Below are 21925 nucleotides of genomic sequence, written 5' to 3' on the forward strand. Positions count from 1 at the left end.
TTAATTATTTTTGTTTTTTGAAAATTTTAAATAAAATGGTTTTACATTTGAAAGAAAATAGAGGGAGCCTGTTATTACAATAATCTCATTCTCACCTGCATTCTCTGCTGCCTGCGGAATCAGTTCTTTCCAGTTTTCACTAAAGTGTTTTGAAGCGCTCCTGCTTATTTCATAAAGTTCAGCCGCAGTAGAAGCCCGTGGGAAATCGAATTCAGTGAAATAGAGTTCTGCATCCATTTCATCCAAAATTTCTATCATTCCCCGTAAATCTTTATCCTTCAATGCCGTAAAGATAACTTTTTTGGAAGACGAAGCGAATCGGTTTTCCAGAGTATCTTTTAACGATAGAAGACCTTCAATGTTATGAGCACCATCCACATACACGAGGGGCTTTTTTGAAAGCCGTTCCATTCTCCCAGGCCAGAATGCTTTCTTCAATCCTTCGCGCAAATGTTCCTCTGTGATTTCATAGGAAAGAGAATTGGATAAATAAAGCAGGATCTCACTGGCAAGGGCGGCATTTTCAGCTTGATGCTTCCCAAGCATGGAGATTTCAAGATTCTTTAAACTGCCCCAAGCAGTCTCAAGACTGAATGTTTCCCCTTCTTCATTTGAATGGTGATCGACCATGCGAAAATGGATCGGATTTTGATAAAGGATCCCTTCTCTTTCTCCAGCTTGTTCTTGAATCACTCGTTTGGCATCTTCCTGATGGACGTTTGAGAAGATCGGCGCTCCTTTTTTGATGATCCCCGCTTTTTCAAAAGTAATCTTATCGAGCGTATCACCGAGGATCTGCATATGGTCAAAACCGATGCTCGTGATGGCAGAGGCAATCGGATGAATGACATTCGTTGAATCGAACCTTCCTCCAAGCCCGACTTCCATGATGACGATATCCTGAGGATTGATCTCGCTGAAATAATAAATCGCCATTGCCGTAATCACTTCAAACTCGGTGGGAGAACCCCATTCAGTATCTTCTAGTTCTTCTGCCAGAGGCTTGATGATATTGACTAATTTAATGAGGTCTTGGTCAGGAATTGGAATTCCATTCACGCTGATCCGCTCATTGAATTGTTCAAAATAAGGCGAAGTGAATGTCCCCACTGAATAGTCCGCTTCTTGAAGGACAGCACGAAGATATGCAACGGTGGAACCTTTCCCGTTCGTCCCGCCTACATGAATATAAGCAGATTTATTTTCTGGATGTCCCAGCTTTTCCATCATCCATTCCATTCGCTTCAGCCCCGGTTTTATCCCCAGACGCAGTCTCGAATGAATCCACTCAATGGCTGCTTCATACGTATTGATCATTTTCCTGCCTCCTTTTAATAAGAAAAGCGCAAGCGCCCTGAAAAGCCCCGACAAGTATAAGACGGAACTCGAAGGAAATCCTGATTTCCGTAGAGGTACGGCTTATAACCTCGAGGGGCTGGGCGCTGGAGCTGGACAAATTCACGCTTTGAATTTTTATACTTTCTTATTAAAGAAAGAGACTGACCAGTAGACGCCAGTCCCTCTCCGTTTTTTATTCGCCTTTTAATTCTTTAATGCGGTTTTCAACAGAAGTACGCTTTTCTAAATAATCTTGTTCTTTTGCTTTTTCTTCATCCACTACCTTTTGAGGGGCTTTGCTGATGAAGCGCTCATTTCCAAGTTTATTTTGAACGCGCTCAACTTCTTTATTCCACTTATCCCATTCTTTTTCCAGACGTTTGATTTCTTCATCGATGTTGATCAGTCCTTCTAGCGGCAAAATCAGCTCAGCGCCAGTCACTACAGCAGTCATCGCCTTATCTGGAGTTTCAACTTCAAGTGCAATAACCAATTCATCAGGGTTGCAGAATCGAGTGATATATCCTTCATTTTTCTGAAGCTTTGCCAGGATTTTCTCATCTTTCGCTTTGATGATGAGTTTAATTTGCTTGCTCATTGGCGTATTTACTTCAGAGCGGATGTTGCGGACAGCACGAATGATTTCCACTAGGAGTTTCATATCGTTGGCTGCTTCTTCGTTATGGAACGATTTTTCGACAACCGGCCAGCTCGCAGTTGTGATGGATTCGCCATTATGCGGCAGGTTCTGCCATATTTCCTCGGTAATAAATGGCATGAACGGGTGTAAAAGCCTCATGGTTTGGTCGAGAACGTATGCAAGGATGGAACGTGTCGTCTTCTTGGCTTCTTCGTCATCGCCATTCAATGGGAGCTTCGACATTTCGATATACCAGTCGCAGAAATCATCCCAGATAAAGTTATAAAGCAAGCGGCCAACTTCACCGAATTCATACTTGTCAGCAAGTTTAGTCACATTTTCAATCGTTTCATTCAAGCGGGTAAGGATCCATTCATCCGCCACTGATTTTTTGCCTGACAGATCAATTTCATCGTAGGTCAATCCGTCCATATTCATCAAAGCGAAGCGGGAAGCATTCCAAATCTTGTTGGCAAAGTTCCAAACAGATTCAACCTTCTCGAAGCTGAAGCGCAGATCCTGTCCGGGTGCACCGCCTGTAGATAAGAAATAGCGCAGGGAATCCGCACCGTATTTTTCAATGACATCCATCGGGTCAACACCGTTGCCGAGGGATTTACTCATTTTACGTCCTTGTTCATCCCTTACCAATCCATGAATCAGGACATCTTTGAATGGACGTTTCTCCGTGAACTCCAAGCCTTGGAAAATCATGCGGGATACCCAGAAGAAAATGATATCATAGCCGGTAACCAGGCAGTTTGTCGGGTAGTAGCGCTGATAATCCAGGGATTCTGTCTCTGGCCAGCCCATTGTTGAAAACGGCCATAGAGCTGAACTGAACCAAGTATCCAATACGTCTTTATCCTGCTCCCAGTTTTCAATGTCTGCAGGAGGTTCGTGGTCCACGTGTACTTCTCCTGTTTCTTTATGGTACCAGGCAGGAATGCGGTGACCCCACCAAAGCTGTCTGGAGATGCACCAGTCATGGATGTTTTCCATCCAATGCAAATACGTTTTTTCAAAACGATCTGGAACAAAATTCACTTTCTCTTCTGACTCTTGAAGCTTGACTGCTTCTTCAGCCAATGGCTTCATTTTTACGAACCACTGAGTGGAAAGATACGGTTCGACAACCGCGCCGCTGCGTTCTGAATGCCCAACAGAATGCATGTGGTCCTCGATTTTGAATAAGACGCCATCTTCCTGGAGATCTTTCACGATCTGCTTGCGGCATTCGAATCGGTCCATGCCTTTATATTTGCCGGCAAGGTCGTTCATCGATCCGTCTTCATTCATGACAAGGATTCGTGCAAGATTATGTCTGTTTCCGATCTCAAAGTCATTCGGATCATGAGCCGGAGTGATTTTTACTGCCCCGGAACCGAATTCCATATCAACGTAGTCGTCGCCGACAATCGGAATTTCGCGTCCTGTGATCGGCAGGATGACTGTTTTACCAATTAGATGCTTGTAGCGTTCATCTTCCGGATGAACGGCTACAGCTGTATCGCCAAGCATCGTTTCCGGGCGGGTTGTTGCGATTTCGATATGTCCGGATCCATCAGCAAGCGGATATCTCATATGATAGAAAGCACCCTGAACATCTTTATGGATAACCTCGATATCGGATAGGGCTGTCTTCGTTGCGGGATCCCAGTTGATGATATATTCGCCGCGGTAGATGAGGCCTTTGTTATAAAGCGTCACGAATACTTCTTGAACGGCTTTTGACAATCCTTCATCCAATGTGAATCGTTCACGGGAGTAGTCAAGCCCAAGACCCAGTTTTCCCCACTGCTTCCTGATGAAGCCTGCATATTCCTCTTTCCATTTCCATGTTTCTTCCACAAATTTTTCGCGGCCCAAATCGTATCTTGTAGTTCCTTGGCTTCTTAATTTCTCTTCAACCTTTGCCTGAGTAGCGATTCCTGCATGGTCCATTCCCGGAAGCCATAGTACATCGTACCCCTGCATGCGCTTCATCCTGGTTAAAATATCTTGAAGAGTAGTATCCCATGCATGGCCGAGGTGAAGTTTTCCTGTTACGTTCGGAGGCGGGATGACGATTGTATACGGCTCCTTGTCCAAATCATTTTTCGCTTCGAAAAACTTGCCGTCCAGCCACCATTGATAGCGGCCTTTTTCAATGGACTGCGGATCGTATTTCGTCGGCATTGAAATTTCTCTTGTTTCCATCTGATTTTCCTCCTTTTTTGATAAAAAAACAAAAAACCCCTTTCGCCTAAAAGGACGAAAGGAGTTGTTTTCGCGGTGCCACCTTTTTTCTGAAAGAGTAGTTAAAAAAGGCTCTTTCAGCTCTCAATTCGATAACGGCTCTACACCGGCTCCCGCTACTTATTGGTTCACGGGGGCTGCTCCAGGGCGACATTCCGGGACTTCTGCTTAGGAAATCTTTCAGCTGGTGATTTCCCTCTCTAAAAGCGTTCATCGTCGTACTCTTCCCTATCCAAGCATTTAAATCTTTATGTACTCATAATAGTATCCGAAAAGAAAACTTTTCGTCAATCATTATTCACCTATTTTAAAAAAAATATTCGATTTAAGCATAAAGTGCGTTTACCTGAGCAATTCACCCATCAGCATATGGCCACATAAAATAGTAATAAATGTCCCGGGAGGTGAAAAAATGAGGAAAAAATATAATCCATATATGCTTCCTCCATGGCTGAGGACTTTTCGCGGGGTATGCAAACAATTCATCCTCCCTTTTACCATCTTTCAGGCTGTCCGGACGGTTCTGCTTCCAACGACATTTGATGTCCTGCTCCTCGCAGTCTTTGCAATCCTTGCACTCGCTTTCTACTTAGAGTGGATATAAGAAAAAGTGAGCCCATTTATTAATAAAGGGCTCACTTTTTCTTTTTATGATGGAGGCGATTCCTTTGCCTCTTTTTTCTTTCTTTCCAATTCATCCATCCTCATGACGACATACTCCGTATTTTTGAGCAGCCAATATTGTTTTTGTAGGCGCTTCACCATTTTTTGTTCTTTGCGTTTATTGCCTTTATGGTGATATTTTTCCACCACCCTGAAAATGGGGCCAGGATGTGCCAGGTAGCTCATGAACAGCAGCATTTCTTCATCCTTGAAAGAAAAGTGCTGAAAATAGGTGTACAGCCATTCGACGCAGTCCTCGAATTGTCTTGGATAGGTTTTTAAAGTCCGTGACAAAAATGGCAGGAGGTCATGAAAAGGCGGGGCCGTTTTGGAGTGTTCAAAATTCGTGAAGTATCCATAGCCCCTGTCATCATATAAAAAATGCTCCGTCGAAATTTTTCCATGCACGATGACGGTTCTTGCTTTCTTATTATCTTTACTTGCTTCATACCATTCTTCCAGCTTTTTGATGGAAAAATTGAGAGCTTGATGCATATCGTGGAAATACGAGCAGTATAAAAGCTGGAAAGGAGACATATAGGCTTCTTTCTCGCACCGTTCAACAAATTCCTCTAGGAACTCCTTTTGCCTCTCCCATTCTTCCATTGTATTTTCATAATGTTCTTTGCGGTCATCTTCTCCAAGTGAGATATCTTTTGAAGAAATGGTGTGCATCCTGGCTAATTCCCGAAAAAGCTTTTGATGCCTTTCGAATCGATCTTCCTTTTCTTCATTGGAGAGCCAAGGCATCAAATAATACAAGTATCCCCCATCCAGGACCCCATAGCGCCCATCCATGGTGGGGTAGATCGGGACAATATGATAATATCCCCTCTGATAGAGGGTCTGGACATTCCTGACAAAGTCCACTCCATTCTGGGGGATGATTTTCTTGAGGGCAAAGACTCCTTTTGTGGAATAGATTTTATGGACACTTCCTTTGCCTTCTACAAAATGTGCCTCAACCCCATACTGGGAAAGGATTGTTTTCGTTTCATTGTACAGGTTTTCTGACATGCCATCACCTGCTTTTAATTAGGGGCCATACACTACCCTTTGTATTCATCAATAAAGCAGAGCAAGGTGGTCCTGCACCCTGCTCATACATTTCTATCACTTTTTATAGGCGTATTCATTTGAGATATAGAGCACCTGACCTTCATAAACATCCTGGCTCATTTCCAAGCTGTTCACTCTCAATAGCTGCTGTACGCTTACATCATATCTTTCAGCGATGGAATCGAGTGAGTCCCCATTCTGGACAATACAGACTTTTAATTTTGCAGCTCTCTCTTCTTCTTTCCGGGCAAAGAAATCGGTCAATGATATGCCTTGGTTCTTTTTCTTCTTAGCCTTTTTATTATCTTCCCCTTTTTTCGCAGCAGGCTGATCTTCCTGATCCTCATGCTCTCCACCTGATGCTCCCTGCGCATTTTCATACGGATGCGCATTTTGCAGAGAAGGTTGTGCTGATTCTTCCTCTTTATCCTTATACATATCATAAGGCTCATAACCAGATGAAGAACTGCTTGAAGATTCTTCTGCCTCAGGCATCTGGAATACAGGGTTTCCTGGATTCCCTTCTGCAAATCGATCATACTGCGGCAGGGTTGGAAGTTTGTTCAGATCATATTGAACCTGGACAGGCACTTCTTCTTCTTCCTCCTGCGGCTGTCTTTTTGCCTGTGCAGAGAAAGGTGAGTAAAAGCTGTCTTCTTCTTCATGTTCATCTTCTTCCTGGTGGTAGAAAAATGGTTCGTTGACCGCTTCTGCTTCTTCTGTTTCGTCTAAAACAGCTGCCTCCCTATATAGGGGCTCATACTCTGCAGTTTCAGCTTCATTTTCCGTTTTCGTTTGCTGCTCTCCGTATATTCCAGAGATGATCAAGTCTGCAGAAAGTCTCAAGCAGCTTTTTTCAGGAAGTATATAATCGAAGGTCTCAACCGTCACGTCAATCTTTTCAAGATTTTCGATCCGATTTTTCGGGATGGTGATATCAACAGGGAAACGATGTTTGAAACCGCTCGCCCCTTCCTCCCTCACTTCAACTTCATGCATGAATTTCCCGGACTGGACTTCATCTTCATCAGCTTCTTCTGTTGCATCCGGTGTATATTCCCCGCTTAATTCCAGGTTACCTCTAATCAGCACATACTGTTCTTGTTCTTGAATTGAAATATACGGATCCAAAGAAATGGACACCAATTCACTTACTTCCTGTCCTTTTTTGAACCAAACAGACTCTTCAAGTGAAAATCGCAAATACGATTGTTGGCTATCAGACAAAACGGACTCCTCCTTTCAAAATCCCCTGCAAATAAATTCATTATGTCTGTATACACTCTATGAGAAATGCTTCAAAAATATGAATAAATAAAGGTTCTTTTCTCCAAGATTGTTGCTTTAGCAATTAATGCAGGATAACTTATTCAATAAAGATACGACATTTAGCAAGAAAAGAGCCTGGATACTATATTGCAGCGCACCAAACAGCTAATATAGCGTTAAAATCGGCAGTAAGATTTTAACAACAATAGTTACGAAAACAACCTAATAAAAAAACCACCCTTAGATAAAAGGATGGTTTTGTAATCGATTATTTTTTTAGCTTGCTGAATACTTTTTCTGCTGCCTCGATGGTCTTCTCGATATCCTCGCTGCTGTGTGCGCTTGAGAGGAATAATCCTTCAAACTGGGAAGGAGGGAGGAAGACGCCTTGGTCGGCCATTTCTTTGTAATATTGGGCAAACAATTGCAAGTCGGATGTTTTAGCCGTTTCATAATCCTTCACTTTTTCATTTGTGAAGAAAATTCCGATCATGGAGCCTGCACGATTGATCGTATGAGGGATGCCGTACTTTTCAGCCGCTGCATGCAGACCTTCTTCTAGACGATCCGCTTTTCTTCCGAATTCTTTATAGGTTTCAGGTGTCAGCTGGCTCAATGTTTCGAAGCCTGCCGTCATTGCCAATGGATTACCGGATAGTGTCCCTGCCTGATAGATAGGACCGCTTGGAGCGATTCTTTCCATGATTTCAGCTTTCCCTCCATATGCTCCGACAGGAAGACCTCCACCGATTACTTTTCCTAAACACGTAAGGTCCGGAGTTACATTGAAGTAGCCTTGGGCACAGTTGTAGCCCACACGGAACCCGGTCATGACTTCATCGAAAATTAACAGCGTTCCATATTCTTCAGTAATTTCCCTGAGACCTTCTAGGAAGCCAGGAAGAGGAGGGACGACTCCCATGTTGCCTGCAACAGGTTCTACGATGACGCCTGCTATATCCTCGCCGAACTCTTTAAAGGCATAGCGTACGCTCTCTAGGTCGTTGTAAGGGACCGTAATGGTGTTCTTTGCTACACCTTCCGGCACTCCCGGGCTGTCAGGAAGACCGAGTGTGGCAACGCCTGATCCTGCTTTGATCAGAAGGGAATCGCCATGGCCATGGTAGCAGCCTTCGAATTTTAAAATTTTGTTTCGGCCCGTGTATCCCCTAGCCAATCGAAGGGCGCTCATGGTTGCTTCCGTTCCTGATGAAACCATACGGATTACTTCAATGGATGGGACCCGATCACGGACAAGCTTAGCCAATTCATTTTCAATCAATGTCGGTGCACCAAAGCTCGTCCCCAGCTCTGCTACTTTCTTGATGCTTTCGACCACACGGTCATTGGCATGTCCTAAAATCAGCGGTCCCCAGGATAAGACGTAGTCAATATATTCATTTCCGTCGATGTCATAAATCTTGGAGCCTTTTCCTTCCTTCATGAAAATCGGATCCATATTCACCGATTTAAATGCCCTGACTGGACTGTTGACCCCGCCCGGCATAAGCGTTTTCGCTTCATTGAATGCTGCTTTTGACTTTTCATAAGAGCGCATAACTGACCCTTCCTTTCCAAACAGTTCGAGATTTTCCATTCTGGATATTTACCGGCTTGCAGACAACGCCGAATAAATCAGCTATTACTTTTCATTCAGCCAATTCGCCACATCTTTGGCATGGTACGTAATCAATAGATCGGCACCTGCACGTTTCATCGCAATCAACTTCTCCATGACAACGCCTTTTTCATCGATCCAGCCGTTTTGAGCTGCTGCCTTCACCATGGAATATTCTCCGCTCACATTGTACGCAACCAATGGTGCATTGAATTCATTCTTCACATCTCTCATGATATCCAGATAGGACAAAGCAGGCTTAACGATTAGGAAATCTGCGCCTTCTTCCATATCAGACTGTGCTTCTCTTAATGCTTCCATGCGATTTGCCGGATCCATTTGATAAGCGCGTCTATCTCCGAACTGAGGAGTACTGTCAGCAGCATCACGGAAAGGACCATAGAAGCTGGATGCGTATTTGACTGCATAGGACATGATAGGTACATCTTCAAAGCCTGCATCATCCAATCCTTTGCGGATCGCCGCAACAAATCCGTCCATCATATTGGAAGGTGCAATGATGTCTGCTCCTGCTTTCGCTTGGCTTACAGCCGTCCTGGCCAATAAATCAAGGGATGGGTCGTTTAGGACTTTATCGCCTTCCACAACGCCGCAATGGCCGTGATCTGTATATTCACAAAGACATGTATCAGCAATGACGATCATTTCAGGATACTGTTCCTTGATGGCTCTTGTCGCTTCCTGAACAATTCCGTGGTCATGGTATGCCCCGGTGCCAGTGCTGTCTTTTTCTTCCGGAACGCCGAATAGGATAACGGATTTTATTCCGAGGGAAACGATCTCATCCATTTCCTGCTTCAGTAAATCAAGGGAATATTGATAAACACCAGGCATTGATTTAACAGGGTTCTTTTTATTTTCGCCTTCTACGATGAACAGCGGATAGATTAGATCCTCGACATGCAGATATGTTTCCCTTACCAATGCACGCATGTTGGCAGATTGACGCAGTCTGCGGTGCCTTTTGAAATTTAATTCCATGATTGATCTTCCTCCTCATTTTTTTGTATATATTCAAGCATCTCATTCACCATTGCCTCCGTCGTGTATACGGGTGGGCATATTCTTGGGTTAACTCCAAATCTTTTCAGCTCTTTCGCCGTCACCGGTCCAATGCAAGCAGCCGTAAGATTTGAAAGAGTGTCTCCTAATCCTTCTGAATGAATGATTTTCATAAAGTTCCTGACAGTGGAAGGGCTCGTAAAAGTGGCAACTGCCTTGTTGCAATTTCGCAGCCAGTCTTTCAGCTTCCCCCTGCTTGCCTCAGGAAAAAAAGTTTCATAGATAGTCCAGTCATCAATTATGAAACCTTCATCCCGCAGTCCTTCCGGAATGATGTTTCTTGCCAGATTTCCATGGGGAAAAAGGATATTTCCTCCTTTTACCACAGCCCTGAACTCTTCAACAAAATCTTCTGCACTGAATTTTTTTGGTACAAAATCAGGTTCGATTCCATGATTTTGGAGAATTTTCTTTGTCTTATCTCCCACTGCCGCCCATTTCATTGTAGCAGGGATAGGGACATGGTTCTTCTCTAACGCTTTGAAAAAGAAACGGACAGTGGTGGCACTCGTGAAAATGATCCAATCATAATCAGATATCTTCTTCAAATAGAGCTCTTGCGTTCCTTCTGAAGGACAGAACTCAATCATCGGGATATGTACAGGCTTTCCTCCGAGTTCGAGAACCATTTCGCTTAATCCCTTGCCTTGTTCTGCATTTCTTGTGATAAGAATATCCCATCCTTTTAAAGGATTCTGGGAAAGATTCATTGCTCCAATTCTTCCTTCACTTGATCGATCAGTTTTTTGGCGCCTTTTTCACTGAGCAATGCAGCTGCTTTTTCACCGACTTCCACTGGGTCTTTGCCCTCAACGGTTTCTTTGTAGATCGTCTTTCCATCAGGGGCAGCTACCAGGACTGTCAATGTAATCCCATCCCCGTTATCGACTACAGCATGTCCAGCAATCGGAACCTGGCATCCGCCTTCCATTTTGTCCAGGTAAGTCCTTTCCGCAACGGAAGCCAATTTCACTTTTGAGTCCGTGAATTTCGCCAGTTCCGCCAATAATTCTTCGTCATCTTCCCTGCATTCGATTGCAAGTGAACCTTGACCAACAGCCGGTAAACACACTTCCGGCTCAAGGAATTCTGTGATGACATCAGCTGCCCAGCCCATCCTAGAAAGGCCGGCGGCTGCTAAAATGATCGCATCGTACTCTCCCGATTCAAGCTTCGCCAGGCGAGTGTCGATGTTGCCCCTTATCCATTTGATTTCCAGGTCGGGTCTGACAGCAAGAATCTGGGCGCTGCGTCTCAAGCTGCTTGTCCCGACTACTGCGCCTGCAGGAAGATCCATTAGCTTCATATGATTTTTGGAAATAAGGGCATCCCTGTGGTCTTCCCTCACTGGGATGCATCCGATTGTCAGCCCTTCAGGAAGGACCGCTGGCATGTCTTTCATACTATGTATGGCCATATCGATTTCTTTATTGAACAGAGCCTGCTCGATTTCTTTAACAAACAGTCCCTTGCCGCCGACCTTTGAAAGTGTGACATCCAAGATTCTGTCTCCTTTTGTCACAATTTCTTTTACTTCAAATTCAAAAGGCAGACCCAGCTGCTTCAATTGATTGATGACCCAGTTCGTTTGTGTCAACGCCAGTTTGCTCTTCCGTGAACCGACAATGATTTTTCTCATGAATAAAGCCCCCTAATTAAGAATTCCAAAAATGGAATGATGATAATCGACTGATTAAAAAGAAGTTGATCAGCACAATCAAAAATGCCGCAATGTTGAGGAGTGCCAAGGATTTCCCGTACATCTCCTTACGAATGCGCTGATATAGGAATACACTATAGATGATGAGCAGAACGAATGAACCGATGATTTTCGGATCATACAATTGAACTCCCTCTATTTTAATGAATGCCCATTGCAGCCCCAAGATTAAACTCAGTAACAGCATCGGTACACCGATTAAATTTAATACATAAGACATTTTTTCAAGCTTCGATAAATCGCTGAGCCTCCATAGCCTCTGTCCCCATTTCTTTTCCTTCAGCAGCTTATATTGAATCATATAAAGCAGGGAAAATACGAAAGAAAGGGAAAAAGCCCCATACGAAAAGATCGCCATCGTGATATGGATGAATAATAGTTCCGATACAAGCCTTTCTGCCATTGCGTCCGATTGCATCTGAACAGGAGCAAACGTATGGATGGCCATGATGATGAAACCAAGAATATTGGTGAAAAAGACAGTAAAATCCATTCTGAGCAGCCTGTTCATCCCCAATGAAAGGGTGATAAGCACCCAGGCATAGAAATACAGCCCTTCAAAGATGGTCAGGACTGGGAATCTACCGGTCCGAATCATATAAAGAAATAAAAAAATTGTTTGAAGGACCCAAACAATTGCAAGAATCCAGAAAGCGAAACGATTCGCCTTCTGGTTTTGATGTAAATAATCTATGAAATACAGCAGTATGCTGATGGCATATAAAACAATCATGACTTCATGCAGCCTTGTCATTACCTGTTCAAACATGTAAGATACCTCACTTATGATTGGAAAGAAGGCTGTGTCTTCATATCAAAAGCGGCGCTGCGGTCATTAGCCCCCGCCAGCTTATGCTTTTCAACTTGCTCTTCAATGTGGAAAATCTTCATAAAGAGATCAAGTTTCTCTGAAGAATCCTTTTGTCCTGCAAGTTCTTTTGCCTGCAGAATCGGATCTTTCAACAATTGATTGATGATGCTCTTAGTATGCTTGTTCAAAATCTTTCTTTCACGGTCTGTTAAATCAGGCATTTTCCGTTCAATGCTTTCCATTGTATCCGCCTGGATCGCCAATGCTTTTTCCCGCAATGCTGAAATGACTGGAACGACGCCAAGCATGCGCAGCCATTCATTAAAAGCAACGATTTCCCCTTCAATCATCAGCATGATTGCATCTGCTGCTTTTCTTCGCTCTGCAAGGTTAGCCTCAACGATATCTTCAAGATCGTCTATATCATAAAGGAAAGCTCCCTCAAGTTCAGAGATGGATGGATCCAGATCCCGGGGTACTGCGATATCCACCATGAACAATGGACGGCCTTTGCGAAGTCGCTCGACTCCAGCCATCATTTCCTTGGAGATCACATAATCGCTTGCACCGGTAGAACTGATAAGGATATCCGCTTCTACAAGGGCACATTGAAGCTCTTGAAGTGTTTTAGCCTCTCCATTAAACCGCTCTGCCACTGCCTGGGCCTTTTCAAAAGTCCGGTTGATGACTGTGACCTTGGTAGCGCCGCTGCCTTGAAGGTTCTGGATGGCAAGTTCCCCCATCTTGCCAGCACCAAGAATCAAAACGTGTTTATCTGTAAGAGAACCAAAAATCTTTTTCGCCAATTCTACAGCAGCATAGCTGACAGAAACTGCATTGGAGCCGATTTCTGTTTCAGAATGCCCTTTTTTCGCCAATGTAACAGCCTGTTTGAATAGATGATTGAACACAGTACCGGTCACTTGTACCTCCTGTGCCAGCAAAAAGCTACTGCGCACCTGTCCAAGGATCTGCGTTTCGCCAAGCACCATTGAATTCAAACCGCTTGCGACTTTAAATAAATGTTCGATAGCCCCTTCTTGTTCGTAAATAAATAGGTGTGAAGTAAACTCCTCTTTATCTATTTGAAACCATTCAGAAAGAAATTCTTTAATATAATATCGTCCAGTATGAAGCTGATCCACCACTGCATAGACTTCTGTCCTGTTGCATGTGGAAATGATCACATTTTCGAGAATGCTCTTTTTATTCTTCAGGGCATTCATCGCTTCTCCTAATTGTGCTTCATTAAAGGACAAACGTTCACGAATCTCAACAGGGGCAGTTTTATAATTTAATCCAACCACTATGATGTGCATACTGAAATGACACCCCCAAATAAAATCTCTACTAAAATTATAACACGTCCTTTTTTCCTAAATCGAAAAAAATGTGAACAGAACATGAAACCTTCCATCCAACCTGTGTTATTATTTTATCCATGGTGCTCAAAAGACAGATTCGTCAAAGAAGCACTTTTTAAAGCAGTAAAATTTCATATTTCGACAAATGTTTCCTTTTGTACAGTACCAAAAAATCACCAATTTTTCAAGTTTGCTACTCAAGGACGTGAAAACAATGAAAAAAAATCAAAAAATCTTTCCGGGAATCATTCTGATTGGCTTCGGACTTTACTTCTATCTTCAGCAGGCGGATATTGTTATTTTCAAAGAAATTTATACTTGGCCAACACTCTTGATCATTGTGGGGGTTGCTTTCCTTGGACAGGGATATTGGGCCCAAGAATATGAGGCCATCTTGCCCGGTGTCATATTAGTCGGCTTCGGTCTGCACTTTCATGTTGTAAACAAATTGGCCATTTGGCCTGATCATATCGGTACATTCATTCTTATCATCGCTCTCGGTTTCCTTCTCCGCTATCAAAAGACCGGGAATGGCTTATTCCAGGGGCTGCTGTTCCTGCTGCTGTCCATTCTCCTGCTATTTTACGATAAAGTCATTTCCTGGTTCGGCATATTGGAGAATAAAGTCGACGTTGCCTGGAATCTCTGGCCAGTGCTTTTGATTATTATTGGCATTTACCTTATATTTATCAAAAGAAAATAGAAAACGCCATGCCGTCGCGGCATGGCGTTTCTTCATTTATAATACAGACTCTATAAATTCTCTTGTCCGCTGTTCTTTTGGGTTTGCAAACATTTCATCCGGATGGCCCACTTCGACGATTTTCCCGTCATGCATATAAACGACCCAATCCGCCACTTCCCTTGCAAATCCCATCTCATGGGTCACGACAATCATGGTCATTCCTTCTTCAGCGAGCTCCTTCATCGTCGAGAGCACTTCTCCGACAAGCTCTGGATCGAGTGCAGACGTCGGTTCATCGAATAGCATGATATCAGGTTTCATCGCCAGCGCCCTTGCAATGGCTACACGCTGCTTCTGACCTCCCGATAGCTTAGAAGGATAGACATTCTCCTTATCAGCCAATCCTACTTTTTTCAGTAGGCTCCTAGCTTCCTCCAACGCTTGACTCTTCGGTATTTTCCTAACATGGAGAGGTGCTTCCATGATATTTTCAATGACGCTTTTGTGGGGAAATAAATGAAAATGCTGGAACACCATCCCTACTTTTTGACGTATCTTATTGATATCATGTGTTTCCTGTTCGACTTGTTCGCCTTCAAAGATAATCTTTCCGTTATCCTTTACTTCCAAAAAATTGAGGCAGCGCAATAAGGTGCTTTTCCCTGAACCACTTGCTCCAATTAAACAGACAACATCACTTTCTTTAACGGATATATCAATGCCCTTCAAGACATGTAAGTCACCAAACGATTTATTTAATTTTTCTACCCTAATCATTTCCTGTTCAGTCATTTTTCCATTCCTCCATTCCTCTTGAAACCTTCAATCCGATCAATCTCCTACAGACATTTTTCGTTCTGCCACTTTGACGGCCATAGAAAATACAAAGACAAGAACGAGATAGTAGACTGCAACTATCAATAGATATGTCATGTAGTCGAAATTATTGGAGCCCAATGTAGTTGCGACGCTGAATAATTCGTACATTCCAATGAAAGATGCCAGTGAAGAGTCCTTCAGTGCGATGATGAATTGGTTTCCAAGCGGAGGCAGCGCTCTTCGGAATGCCTGCGGCAATACAACCCTGCGCATGGTCAATCCCCTTGACATCCCCAGTGAACGCCCGGCTTCCATTTGCCCCTTGTCGATGGACTGGATGGCACCGCGAAAAATTTCTGCAATATAAGCCCCGTTATGGAATGCAAGTCCGATCACAACAGACCAGAAGCTTGATATATTCAATGAAGTAAGTCCGTAATAAATAACAAAGATTTGTACGACAAGCGGTGTACCGCGGACGATGAAGATATAGAGATCCGCTAAAATCTCTAGCGGTTTGATTTTGGAGATTTTCAGAAATGCAAAAAACAATCCGATGAATATAGCTATGAATACCGATATGACAGTTAATTCAAATGTAAGCTTCATACCTCTTAAAAATATGTCGTAAGTATCTGCAAATGCATTTAAAAAGTGCACTTATTAATCCCCTCCCAATTACTAAATAAAAAGCGCGAATGCACCGCAAAGTACATTCGCCCTTCATAAACTGCGTTTACTTTTCGTCCGGGTTCTCAGTGATGTCTTCGCCAAAGTATTTTTCGCTGATTTTCTTTAAAGTTCCGTCTTTACGCAGTTTTTCAAGTGCGTCATTTATTTTCTTCAGCAATTGATCGTTGTCTTTCGCAACAGCAATAGCCTGTTCACTGCGCTCAATCAGCTGCTGGTCCTTAATCTTCAGCCCTGCTCCCATCGCTTCTTTTCCTGTCAGGAAATCAGTGATGACGGCATCATTCTTCCCTTTACTCAAAGCTTCCAATGCAACTACATCACTGTCATATTGACTGATATTATCAGTCACTTTCTCAGCGATATCTGCATAGGTAGATCCTTTGGAAACAGCAACTTTTTTGCCTTTAAGATCATCCAATGTTTTGATGGAGCTGTCAGGACGCGTGAAGATTTGAGGACCTGAGTAGTAGTATGGAGTAGAAAAATCGACACTCTTCAGCCTTTTTTCTGTAATCGTATGACTTGCTACCGCTGCATCAAAGCGCCCGGATTTAACACCTTCCACGATTCCTGCGAATTTGAACTTTTTCTGGACCGGCTCCAAGCCAAGTTCTTTAGCCACTGCTTCTGCTACATCAATATCAAACCCAGACATTGTTCCGTCTGCCTCGGTTACACTAAACGGTTTGAATTCACCTGATGTAGCAAAAACAAATTTCCCTTTTTCCACCAGCTTCGTTCCATCGCTGGTTGTCGTCTTCCCTCCACAGGCAGAGATGAAGACCATTGCCAATACAATAATGAAACTCGTTATCCATTTTTTCACTTTTTCAGATTCCCCCTGATTTCTATTTTTATCGTACACATTACAATCGTACCAGTCAGATTGAATTTTCTCAAAATTCATTTAACTGGTCTTACTTTCCTATTCCCTTATTTTTTGGAATGTAAACATATCAACTCCCAAATTCTCCAAAATCCCTTCCTATCCTCCGGGATCCTTCCAATTGCTTTGAGAAGGCAGGTATTTATACCCATAAAAAAAGAAGATGCTCAATAGTTTGAGCATCTTCATCTTTATTACATGAATTTTTTTATTGCACTCCATGCTTCATCTTTTCCCAATCCAGTTTCAGAAGAGAAAAGGACGATTTGATCCCGCGGGTCAAAATCAAGTGTTTCCCTAACAATTTTCATATGCTTATCCCATTTTCCTTTTGGGATTTTATCAGCTTTTGTCGCTACTACGATGCAGGGGATTTCATAATGTTTAAGAAAATCATACATCATGACATCATCCTTCGAAGGCGGATGGCGAAGGTCCACAATCATAATAACCGCATCAAGCTGCTCCCGTGTGGTGATATAGGTTTCAATCATTTTCCCCCAGGCTTCCCGCTCTGATTTGGAAACTTTTGCAAAGCCGTAGCCGGGAACATCGACAAAGAACAGCTGCTCCTCGATTTTGTAAAAGTTCAAGGTCTGTGTTTTGCCGGGCTTTGAGGAAATCCTCGCCATGCTTTTTCTGCCGATCATCTTATTGATGAAAGAGGATTTCCCTACATTCGATCTGCCTGCGAGGGCAAATTCGGGAATGGTTTCGTCCGGATATTGCTCTGGCCTTACTGCACTGATTACTAGCTCTACTTGATTCACTTTCATGATGAGGCTCCTTCTAACGCATTTTTCAATACCTCATCAATATGAGAAACCAATATGAATTTCAACTCATTTCTAACTGATTCAGGTATATCGTCAATATCTTTTTCATTATCTTTCGGAAGGATGATCGTTGTCAATCCCGCTCTATGTGCACTTAACGTCTTTTCCTTCACACCGCCGATCGGCAGTACCCTTCCGCGCAGAGTGATCTCCCCGGTCATTCCCACTTCCTTCCGTATCGGCTTATTGGCCAATGCTGAGATGAGGGCAGTGGTGATTGTGATGCCGGCTGATGGACCATCCTTTGGAACGGCTCCTTCAGGGACATGGATATGGATATCGTATTTCTCATGAAAATCTTCTTCCAAGTCAAGTTCCTTCGCTTTGGACCTTACTACACTATAAGCAGTCTGTGCAGATTCCTTCATTACATCCCCAAGTTTTCCTGTAAGGACGAGCTTTCCTTTACCAGGTGATAAAGAAACCTCGATTTGGAGGGTATCCCCACCAACTGTTGTATAGGCAAGTCCCGTAGCCACGCCGATCTGATTTTCCTCTTCAGCCATTCCATGTTTAAAAATAGGCTTGCCAAGAAATTCAGAAAGCTTGGATTTTGTGAGGACTACACGCTTTTTGTCGCCGGATACGATGATCTTAGCGGTTTTACGGCAGATAGAAGCAAGCTGTCTTTCTAAGCTGCGGACACCCGCTTCCCTCGTATAATAGCGTACGATTCCTTCAATTGCATCTTCCTTCACTTGAAGCTGGCTCTTTGTCAGGCCGTGTTCCTTCAATTGCTTTGGAAGGAGATGATCTTTGGCAATATGGACCTTTTCCTGTTCTGTATATCCGGCAATCGTGATGATTTCCATACGATCGCGCAGCGGACCTGGAATGGTTGCCAAATTGTTCGCTGTTGCAATGAACATGACTTTGGACAAGTCAAAAGTCTCTTCAATGTAATGGTCGCTGAAGTTATGGTTTTGTTCAGGGTCCAATACTTCAAGCATCGCAGAAGATGGGTCGCCCCTGAAATCATTGGACATTTTATCAATTTCATCGAGCAGGAAGACAGGATTGTTTGTCCCAGCCTTTTTTATGCCCTGAATGATACGTCCAGGCATCGCACCTACATACGTACGGCGATGGCCCCTGATTTCTGATTCATCCCTGACCCCTCCAAGGGAGACGCGGACGAATTTTCGTTGAAGGGAATCTGCGATGGAACGAGCGAGGCTTGTTTTACCCACTCCCGGAGGTCCTGCTAGGCAAAGGATTGGACCTTTCAGAGATTTCGTCAGCTGCTGGACAGCCAAGTACTCAAGAACGCGTTCCTTTACTTTTTCCAGTCCGTAATGATCTCGTTCCAGGATTTTTTCAGCTTTATGGATATTCAGGTCATCCATTGTTTCCTTTGACCAAGGCAGGGAAATAAGCCAGTCGAGATAATTCCTGATCACGGCGCTTTCAGCAGAACTTGTCGGGACTTTCTCATACCGGTCTAGTTCTTTGAGTGCTGTGTTCTTGGCAGATTCAGGCATGCCTGCTGCTTCGATTTTTTCTGTCAGTTCCGCTATTTCGCCTGTTTTCCCTTCTTTATCTCCCAATTCCTTCTGGATCGCTTTCATTTGTTCACGCAGATAGTATTCTTTTTGTGTGCGTTCCATTGATTTCTTTACGCGCTGCCCTATCTTCTTCTCAAGATTGAGCACTTCTTTTTCATTCAGGATGATTTCAACCACTCGATTCAATCTTTCCTTCACATCAAGTGTTTCGAGGATCTCCTGCTTGTCTTTCAATTTCATTGGAAGATGGGAAGAAACAATATCCGCCAGCCTGCCGGGTTCTTCGATATCCGCAACAGTCGAGTAAGTTTCAGCAGAAATCTTCTTAGAAATCTTTATGTATTGTTCAAAGTATTCGAGCATCGTCCTCATCAATGCTTGAAGTTCTGCATCAGCTGCCTCATCATCTTCAAAAATGTTCAATTCAACAGAGTAGAAATCATCTTCATGATGGAATTTTGTGATTTCAGCCCTGTTCAGCCCTTCCACTAAAACCCGGATGGTCCCATTGGGAAGCTTGAGCATTTGCTTTACTTTTGTCAAAGTCCCCATTTTATACAGGTCATCTTCTTCAGGGTTATCTATAGAAACTTCTTTTTGAGTTGTTAGAAAAATTAGATGGTCATCCATCATCGCCTGTTCCAACGCTTGTACAGATCGTTCACGGCCCACATCCAAATGCAGGACCATAGTCGGATAAACAAGCAAACCTCTTAACGGAAGGAGGGGAACGATGTTTTCATTTTTCTTGGCCATTCAGCGCACCTCCTAAATGCAATTCCTTTCACACAAAGGCCTAGACAATAAGTCTTTGTACAATTCTAACTCATTTGCCAAAGGGTGTCCATTCTAGAGCTTAATGGAATAAAAAAGAAATCATACCTCTTTGAAACCAAAAAACCCGGCTCTCCTTTTAACATATCAAGCAACTTCAAAAAGTACTCCATGATATATTTCGAGGAGAGAACCAGGCGATTACACGCTTTTTTTATCTTGGCTTCCGATGCTTGGCTTAAAAAGGTCGATGCTGTTTTCCCTTGAGTTCAGCAAGGATAATTGAAACACTTCTTCCAATTGAGTGACAGGGATGATTTCGATCCCCTCCACTTCATCCAAAATGGATTGCATATTTTCCTGTGGGATGATGACCTTTTTAGCTCCAGCCAATTTAGCAGCCTTCGCTTTTGCCAGGACTCCCCCAATCGGCTTAACAAATCCGTGGATGCTGATTTCACCAGTCATAGCAACTGTGTTATCGACTGGAATCTTATAGATGGCTGAATAAATCCCTGTCGCCATGGCAATTCCAGCTGACGGCCCATCTACCGGAATGCCGCCTGGGAAGTTGACATGAATATCGTATTGATCAGCCGGAACTCCCATAGCCCTCAATACTGTCAATACGTTTTCAATGGATCCTTTAGCCATACTTTTCCTTCTGATCGATTTCCCCCGATCCCCGATGCTTTCTTCTTCTACGATTCCTGTTATATTGATGGATCCTTTATCTTTCGAAGGAATGACTGTTACTTCGATCTCGAGCAGGGATCCGCTGTTTGGCCCTGTAACAGCAAGTCCATTGACAAGCCCAATTGTACTTTCTGCTGCTATTTTCCTGTCCATCCTCGGGTTCATCTGACTGGAATGGACCATCCATTCAATATCTTCATCTTTAATGAAACCGCGATCCTCTGTTATAGCCAATCCAGCAGCAATTTGCACCATATTCACTGCTTCCCTTCCATTTCTCGCATAATTGGAGAGTGTATCCAATCCTTCTTCGCTAATGGATAGGGAGACTTTTTCAGCAGCCTGCCTGGCTACAATCTTAACTTCTTCCTGTTCTAAATTTCGGAAAAACACTTCCATGCATCTGGAACGAATAGCAGGAGGAATTTCATTAGGTGTACGGGTGGTGGCTCCGATCAAACGGAAATCTGCCGGCAGTCCATTCTTGAAAATATCATGAATATGAGTGGGGATTTGATTATTTTCTTCGCTATAATAAGCGCTTTCTAAAAATACTTTCCGGTCTTCCAACACTTTTAAGAGCTTGTTCATCTGAATGGGATGAAGCTCACCGATTTCATCGATGAATAAGACTCCCCCGTGGGCATTGGATACTGCCCCTTGCTTTGGCTGTGGGATTCCAGCTTGTCCCATGGCTCCTGCCCCTTGATAGATGGGGTCATGGACAGAGCCGATTAGCGGATCTGCTATTCCTCTTTCATCGAATCTTGCTGTCGTTGCGTCTAATTCTACGAAAACTGAGTTTGGTCTGAAAGGGGATTTAGATTGTTTCTTGGCTTCTTCCAAAACTAATCGGGCAGCTGCCGTTTTTCCGACTCCAGGTGGACCATAGATGATCACATGCTGCGGATTGGGTCCGCAAAGCGCAGCTTTTAAAGCTTTGATTCCATCTTTTTGACCAACAATATCTTCGAAGCGGCTGGGCCGAACTTTTTCTGCAAGCGGTTCTGTCAAAGAAATCGATCTCATTCTGCGCAGCTGGTCCATTTCTTTTTTGGACTCTCGATCGATTGATACCTTTTGTGTGCGCTGACTTTTCAGTAGATTCCAGAAGTATAAGCCTATGATGATTCCAAAGAATAATTGAATCAATAATGCTATACCTGTCCACCCCATAGCTATCCCTCCATTTGTCTTGCTTGATACCAATAGTATCTCCGTCAAAAAG

General features: G+C 43.4%; 18 protein-coding genes and 1 other annotated feature. Of the genes, 2 read left to right on the top strand and 16 right to left on the bottom strand.

All coding sequences use genetic code 11. From position 1 onward, the window contains the following. Both ABTV07_RS14905 and ABTV07_RS14910 read right to left on the bottom strand, forming a co-directional pair. Positions 1-1317, bottom strand: a complete 1317-nt coding sequence (locus tag ABTV07_RS14905) for a bifunctional folylpolyglutamate synthase/dihydrofolate synthase (RefSeq protein WP_433743455.1) — start codon at positions 1315-1317, stop codon at positions 1-3. 214 nt (positions 1318-1531) lie between these two features. After that, positions 1532-4177: a valine--tRNA ligase gene (locus ABTV07_RS14910; protein ID WP_433743457.1), complete on the bottom strand. Its 2646-nt coding sequence runs from the start codon at positions 4175-4177 to the stop codon at positions 1532-1534. A gap of 47 nt (positions 4178-4224) precedes the next feature. Next, positions 4225-4460: a binding site (T-box leader), on the bottom strand. Positions 4461-4628: 168 nt separating this feature from the next. Between ABTV07_RS14910 and ABTV07_RS14915 the strand changes: the two genes are divergently transcribed. Further along, positions 4629-4820, top strand: coding sequence for a hypothetical protein (locus tag ABTV07_RS14915; protein ID WP_433743458.1), 192 nt, complete (start codon positions 4629-4631; stop codon positions 4818-4820). Positions 4821-4864: 44 nt separating this feature from the next. Here the strand turns inward: ABTV07_RS14915 and ysxE are convergent, their stop codons facing one another. The 8 genes from ysxE to hemA form a co-directional block, all read right to left on the bottom strand. Continuing rightward, positions 4865-5896, bottom strand: coding sequence for a spore coat protein YsxE (ysxE, locus tag ABTV07_RS14920; protein ID WP_433743460.1), 1032 nt, complete (start codon positions 5894-5896; stop codon positions 4865-4867). 96 nt (positions 5897-5992) lie between these two features. After that, the gene (gene spoVID / locus ABTV07_RS14925) at positions 5993-7165 is read right to left on the bottom strand and encodes a stage VI sporulation protein D (RefSeq protein WP_433743462.1); all 1173 of its coding nucleotides are present in this window, start codon (positions 7163-7165) and stop codon (positions 5993-5995) included. A gap of 310 nt (positions 7166-7475) precedes the next feature. Continuing rightward, positions 7476-8765: a glutamate-1-semialdehyde 2,1-aminomutase gene (hemL, locus tag ABTV07_RS14930; protein WP_433743464.1), complete on the bottom strand. Its 1290-nt coding sequence runs from the start codon at positions 8763-8765 to the stop codon at positions 7476-7478. An 84-nt stretch (positions 8766-8849) separates the two neighbouring features. Next, the gene (gene hemB, locus ABTV07_RS14935; protein ID WP_433743466.1) at positions 8850-9827 is read right to left on the bottom strand and encodes a porphobilinogen synthase; all 978 of its coding nucleotides are present in this window, start codon (positions 9825-9827) and stop codon (positions 8850-8852) included. Continuing rightward, positions 9818-10618 carry a uroporphyrinogen-III synthase gene (locus ABTV07_RS14940; protein WP_433743467.1) on the bottom strand — a complete coding sequence of 267 codons (801 nt, stop codon included), beginning with the start codon at positions 10616-10618 and terminating at the stop codon, positions 9818-9820. The genes hemB and ABTV07_RS14940 overlap by 10 nt, the downstream gene beginning before the upstream one ends. Further along, complete coding sequence (hemC, locus tag ABTV07_RS14945) at positions 10615-11547, bottom strand: hydroxymethylbilane synthase (RefSeq protein WP_433743469.1); 933 nt, start codon at positions 11545-11547, stop codon at positions 10615-10617. Before hemC ends, ABTV07_RS14940 begins: the two co-directional genes overlap by 4 nt. A gap of 16 nt (positions 11548-11563) precedes the next feature. After that, positions 11564-12397: a cytochrome C assembly family protein gene (locus ABTV07_RS14950; protein ID WP_433743471.1), complete on the bottom strand. Its 834-nt coding sequence runs from the start codon at positions 12395-12397 to the stop codon at positions 11564-11566. A gap of 14 nt (positions 12398-12411) precedes the next feature. Further along, positions 12412-13758: a glutamyl-tRNA reductase gene (hemA, locus tag ABTV07_RS14955; protein WP_433743473.1), complete on the bottom strand. Its 1347-nt coding sequence runs from the start codon at positions 13756-13758 to the stop codon at positions 12412-12414. 259 nt (positions 13759-14017) lie between these two features. Here hemA and ABTV07_RS14960 point away from each other — a divergent pair, with 259 nt between their 5' ends. Continuing rightward, positions 14018-14506: a LiaI-LiaF-like domain-containing protein gene (locus tag ABTV07_RS14960; RefSeq protein ID WP_433743475.1), complete on the top strand. Its 489-nt coding sequence runs from the start codon at positions 14018-14020 to the stop codon at positions 14504-14506. Positions 14507-14542: 36 nt separating this feature from the next. Here ABTV07_RS14960 and ABTV07_RS14965 read toward each other — a convergent pair whose 3' ends face one another. The 6 genes from ABTV07_RS14965 to lonB form a co-directional block, all read right to left on the bottom strand. Beyond that, the gene (locus tag ABTV07_RS14965; protein WP_433743477.1) at positions 14543-15280 is read right to left on the bottom strand and encodes an amino acid ABC transporter ATP-binding protein; all 738 of its coding nucleotides are present in this window, start codon (positions 15278-15280) and stop codon (positions 14543-14545) included. Between the two features lie 39 nt (positions 15281-15319). Then, positions 15320-15916 (bottom strand): amino acid ABC transporter permease, encoded by a 597-nt coding sequence (locus tag ABTV07_RS14970; RefSeq protein WP_433751283.1) that lies wholly within the window; start codon positions 15914-15916, stop codon positions 15320-15322. A 127-nt stretch (positions 15917-16043) separates the two neighbouring features. Further along, positions 16044-16787, bottom strand: a complete 744-nt coding sequence (locus ABTV07_RS14975) for a transporter substrate-binding domain-containing protein (RefSeq protein ID WP_433751286.1) — start codon at positions 16785-16787, stop codon at positions 16044-16046. 293 nt (positions 16788-17080) lie between these two features. Beyond that, complete coding sequence (gene yihA / locus ABTV07_RS14980) at positions 17081-17662, bottom strand: ribosome biogenesis GTP-binding protein YihA/YsxC (RefSeq protein ID WP_433743479.1); 582 nt, start codon at positions 17660-17662, stop codon at positions 17081-17083. Next, positions 17659-19983, bottom strand: coding sequence for an endopeptidase La (gene lon / locus ABTV07_RS14985; protein ID WP_433743481.1), 2325 nt, complete (start codon positions 19981-19983; stop codon positions 17659-17661). The genes yihA and lon overlap by 4 nt, the downstream gene beginning before the upstream one ends. A 219-nt stretch (positions 19984-20202) precedes the next feature. Beyond that, entirely contained in the window at positions 20203-21873 is a 1671-nt protein-coding gene (lonB, locus tag ABTV07_RS14990; RefSeq protein WP_433743483.1) for an ATP-dependent protease LonB, read from the bottom strand. Between the last annotated feature and the right edge of the window lie 52 nt (positions 21874-21925).

The sequence above is a fragment of the Falsibacillus pallidus genome (assembly GCF_050990905.1).
Lineage (GTDB): Bacteria > Bacillota > Bacilli > Bacillales > DSM-25281 > Falsibacillus > Falsibacillus pallidus_A.

Bases quoted from the DNA above. Each gene is read 5' to 3' on its own strand.
- ABTV07_RS14905 (WP_433743455.1), bottom strand. From the start codon at position 1,317: ATGATCAATACGTATGAAGCAGCCATTGAGTGGATTCATTCGAGACTG.
- ABTV07_RS14910 (WP_433743457.1), bottom strand. From the start codon at position 4,177: ATGGAAACAAGAGAAATTTCAATGCCGACGAAATACGATCCGCAGTCC.
- ABTV07_RS14915 (WP_433743458.1), top strand. From the start codon at position 4,629: ATGAGGAAAAAATATAATCCATATATGCTTCCTCCATGGCTGAGGACT.
- ysxE (WP_433743460.1), bottom strand. From the start codon at position 5,896: ATGTCAGAAAACCTGTACAATGAAACGAAAACAATCCTTTCCCAGTAT.
- hemL (WP_433743464.1), bottom strand. From the start codon at position 8,765: ATGCGCTCTTATGAAAAGTCAAAAGCAGCATTCAATGAAGCGAAAACG.
- hemB (WP_433743466.1), bottom strand. From the start codon at position 9,827: ATGGAATTAAATTTCAAAAGGCACCGCAGACTGCGTCAATCTGCCAAC.
- ABTV07_RS14940 (WP_433743467.1), bottom strand. From the start codon at position 10,618: ATGAATCTTTCCCAGAATCCTTTAAAAGGATGGGATATTCTTATCACA.
- hemC (WP_433743469.1), bottom strand. From the start codon at position 11,547: ATGAGAAAAATCATTGTCGGTTCACGGAAGAGCAAACTGGCGTTGACA.
- ABTV07_RS14950 (WP_433743471.1), bottom strand. From the start codon at position 12,397: ATGTTTGAACAGGTAATGACAAGGCTGCATGAAGTCATGATTGTTTTA.
- hemA (WP_433743473.1), bottom strand. From the start codon at position 13,758: ATGCACATCATAGTGGTTGGATTAAATTATAAAACTGCCCCTGTTGAG.
- ABTV07_RS14960 (WP_433743475.1), top strand. From the start codon at position 14,018: ATGAAAAAAAATCAAAAAATCTTTCCGGGAATCATTCTGATTGGCTTC.
- ABTV07_RS14965 (WP_433743477.1), bottom strand. From the start codon at position 15,280: ATGACTGAACAGGAAATGATTAGGGTAGAAAAATTAAATAAATCGTTT.
- ABTV07_RS14970 (WP_433751283.1), bottom strand. From the start codon at position 15,916: ATGAAGCTTACATTTGAATTAACTGTCATATCGGTATTCATAGCTATA.
- ABTV07_RS14975 (WP_433751286.1), bottom strand. From the start codon at position 16,787: ATGGTCTTCATCTCTGCCTGTGGAGGGAAGACGACAACCAGCGATGGA.
- yihA (WP_433743479.1), bottom strand. From the start codon at position 17,662: ATGAAAGTGAATCAAGTAGAGCTAGTAATCAGTGCAGTAAGGCCAGAG.
- lon (WP_433743481.1), bottom strand. From the start codon at position 19,983: ATGGCCAAGAAAAATGAAAACATCGTTCCCCTCCTTCCGTTAAGAGGT.
- lonB (WP_433743483.1), bottom strand. From the start codon at position 21,873: ATGGGGTGGACAGGTATAGCATTATTGATTCAATTATTCTTTGGAATC.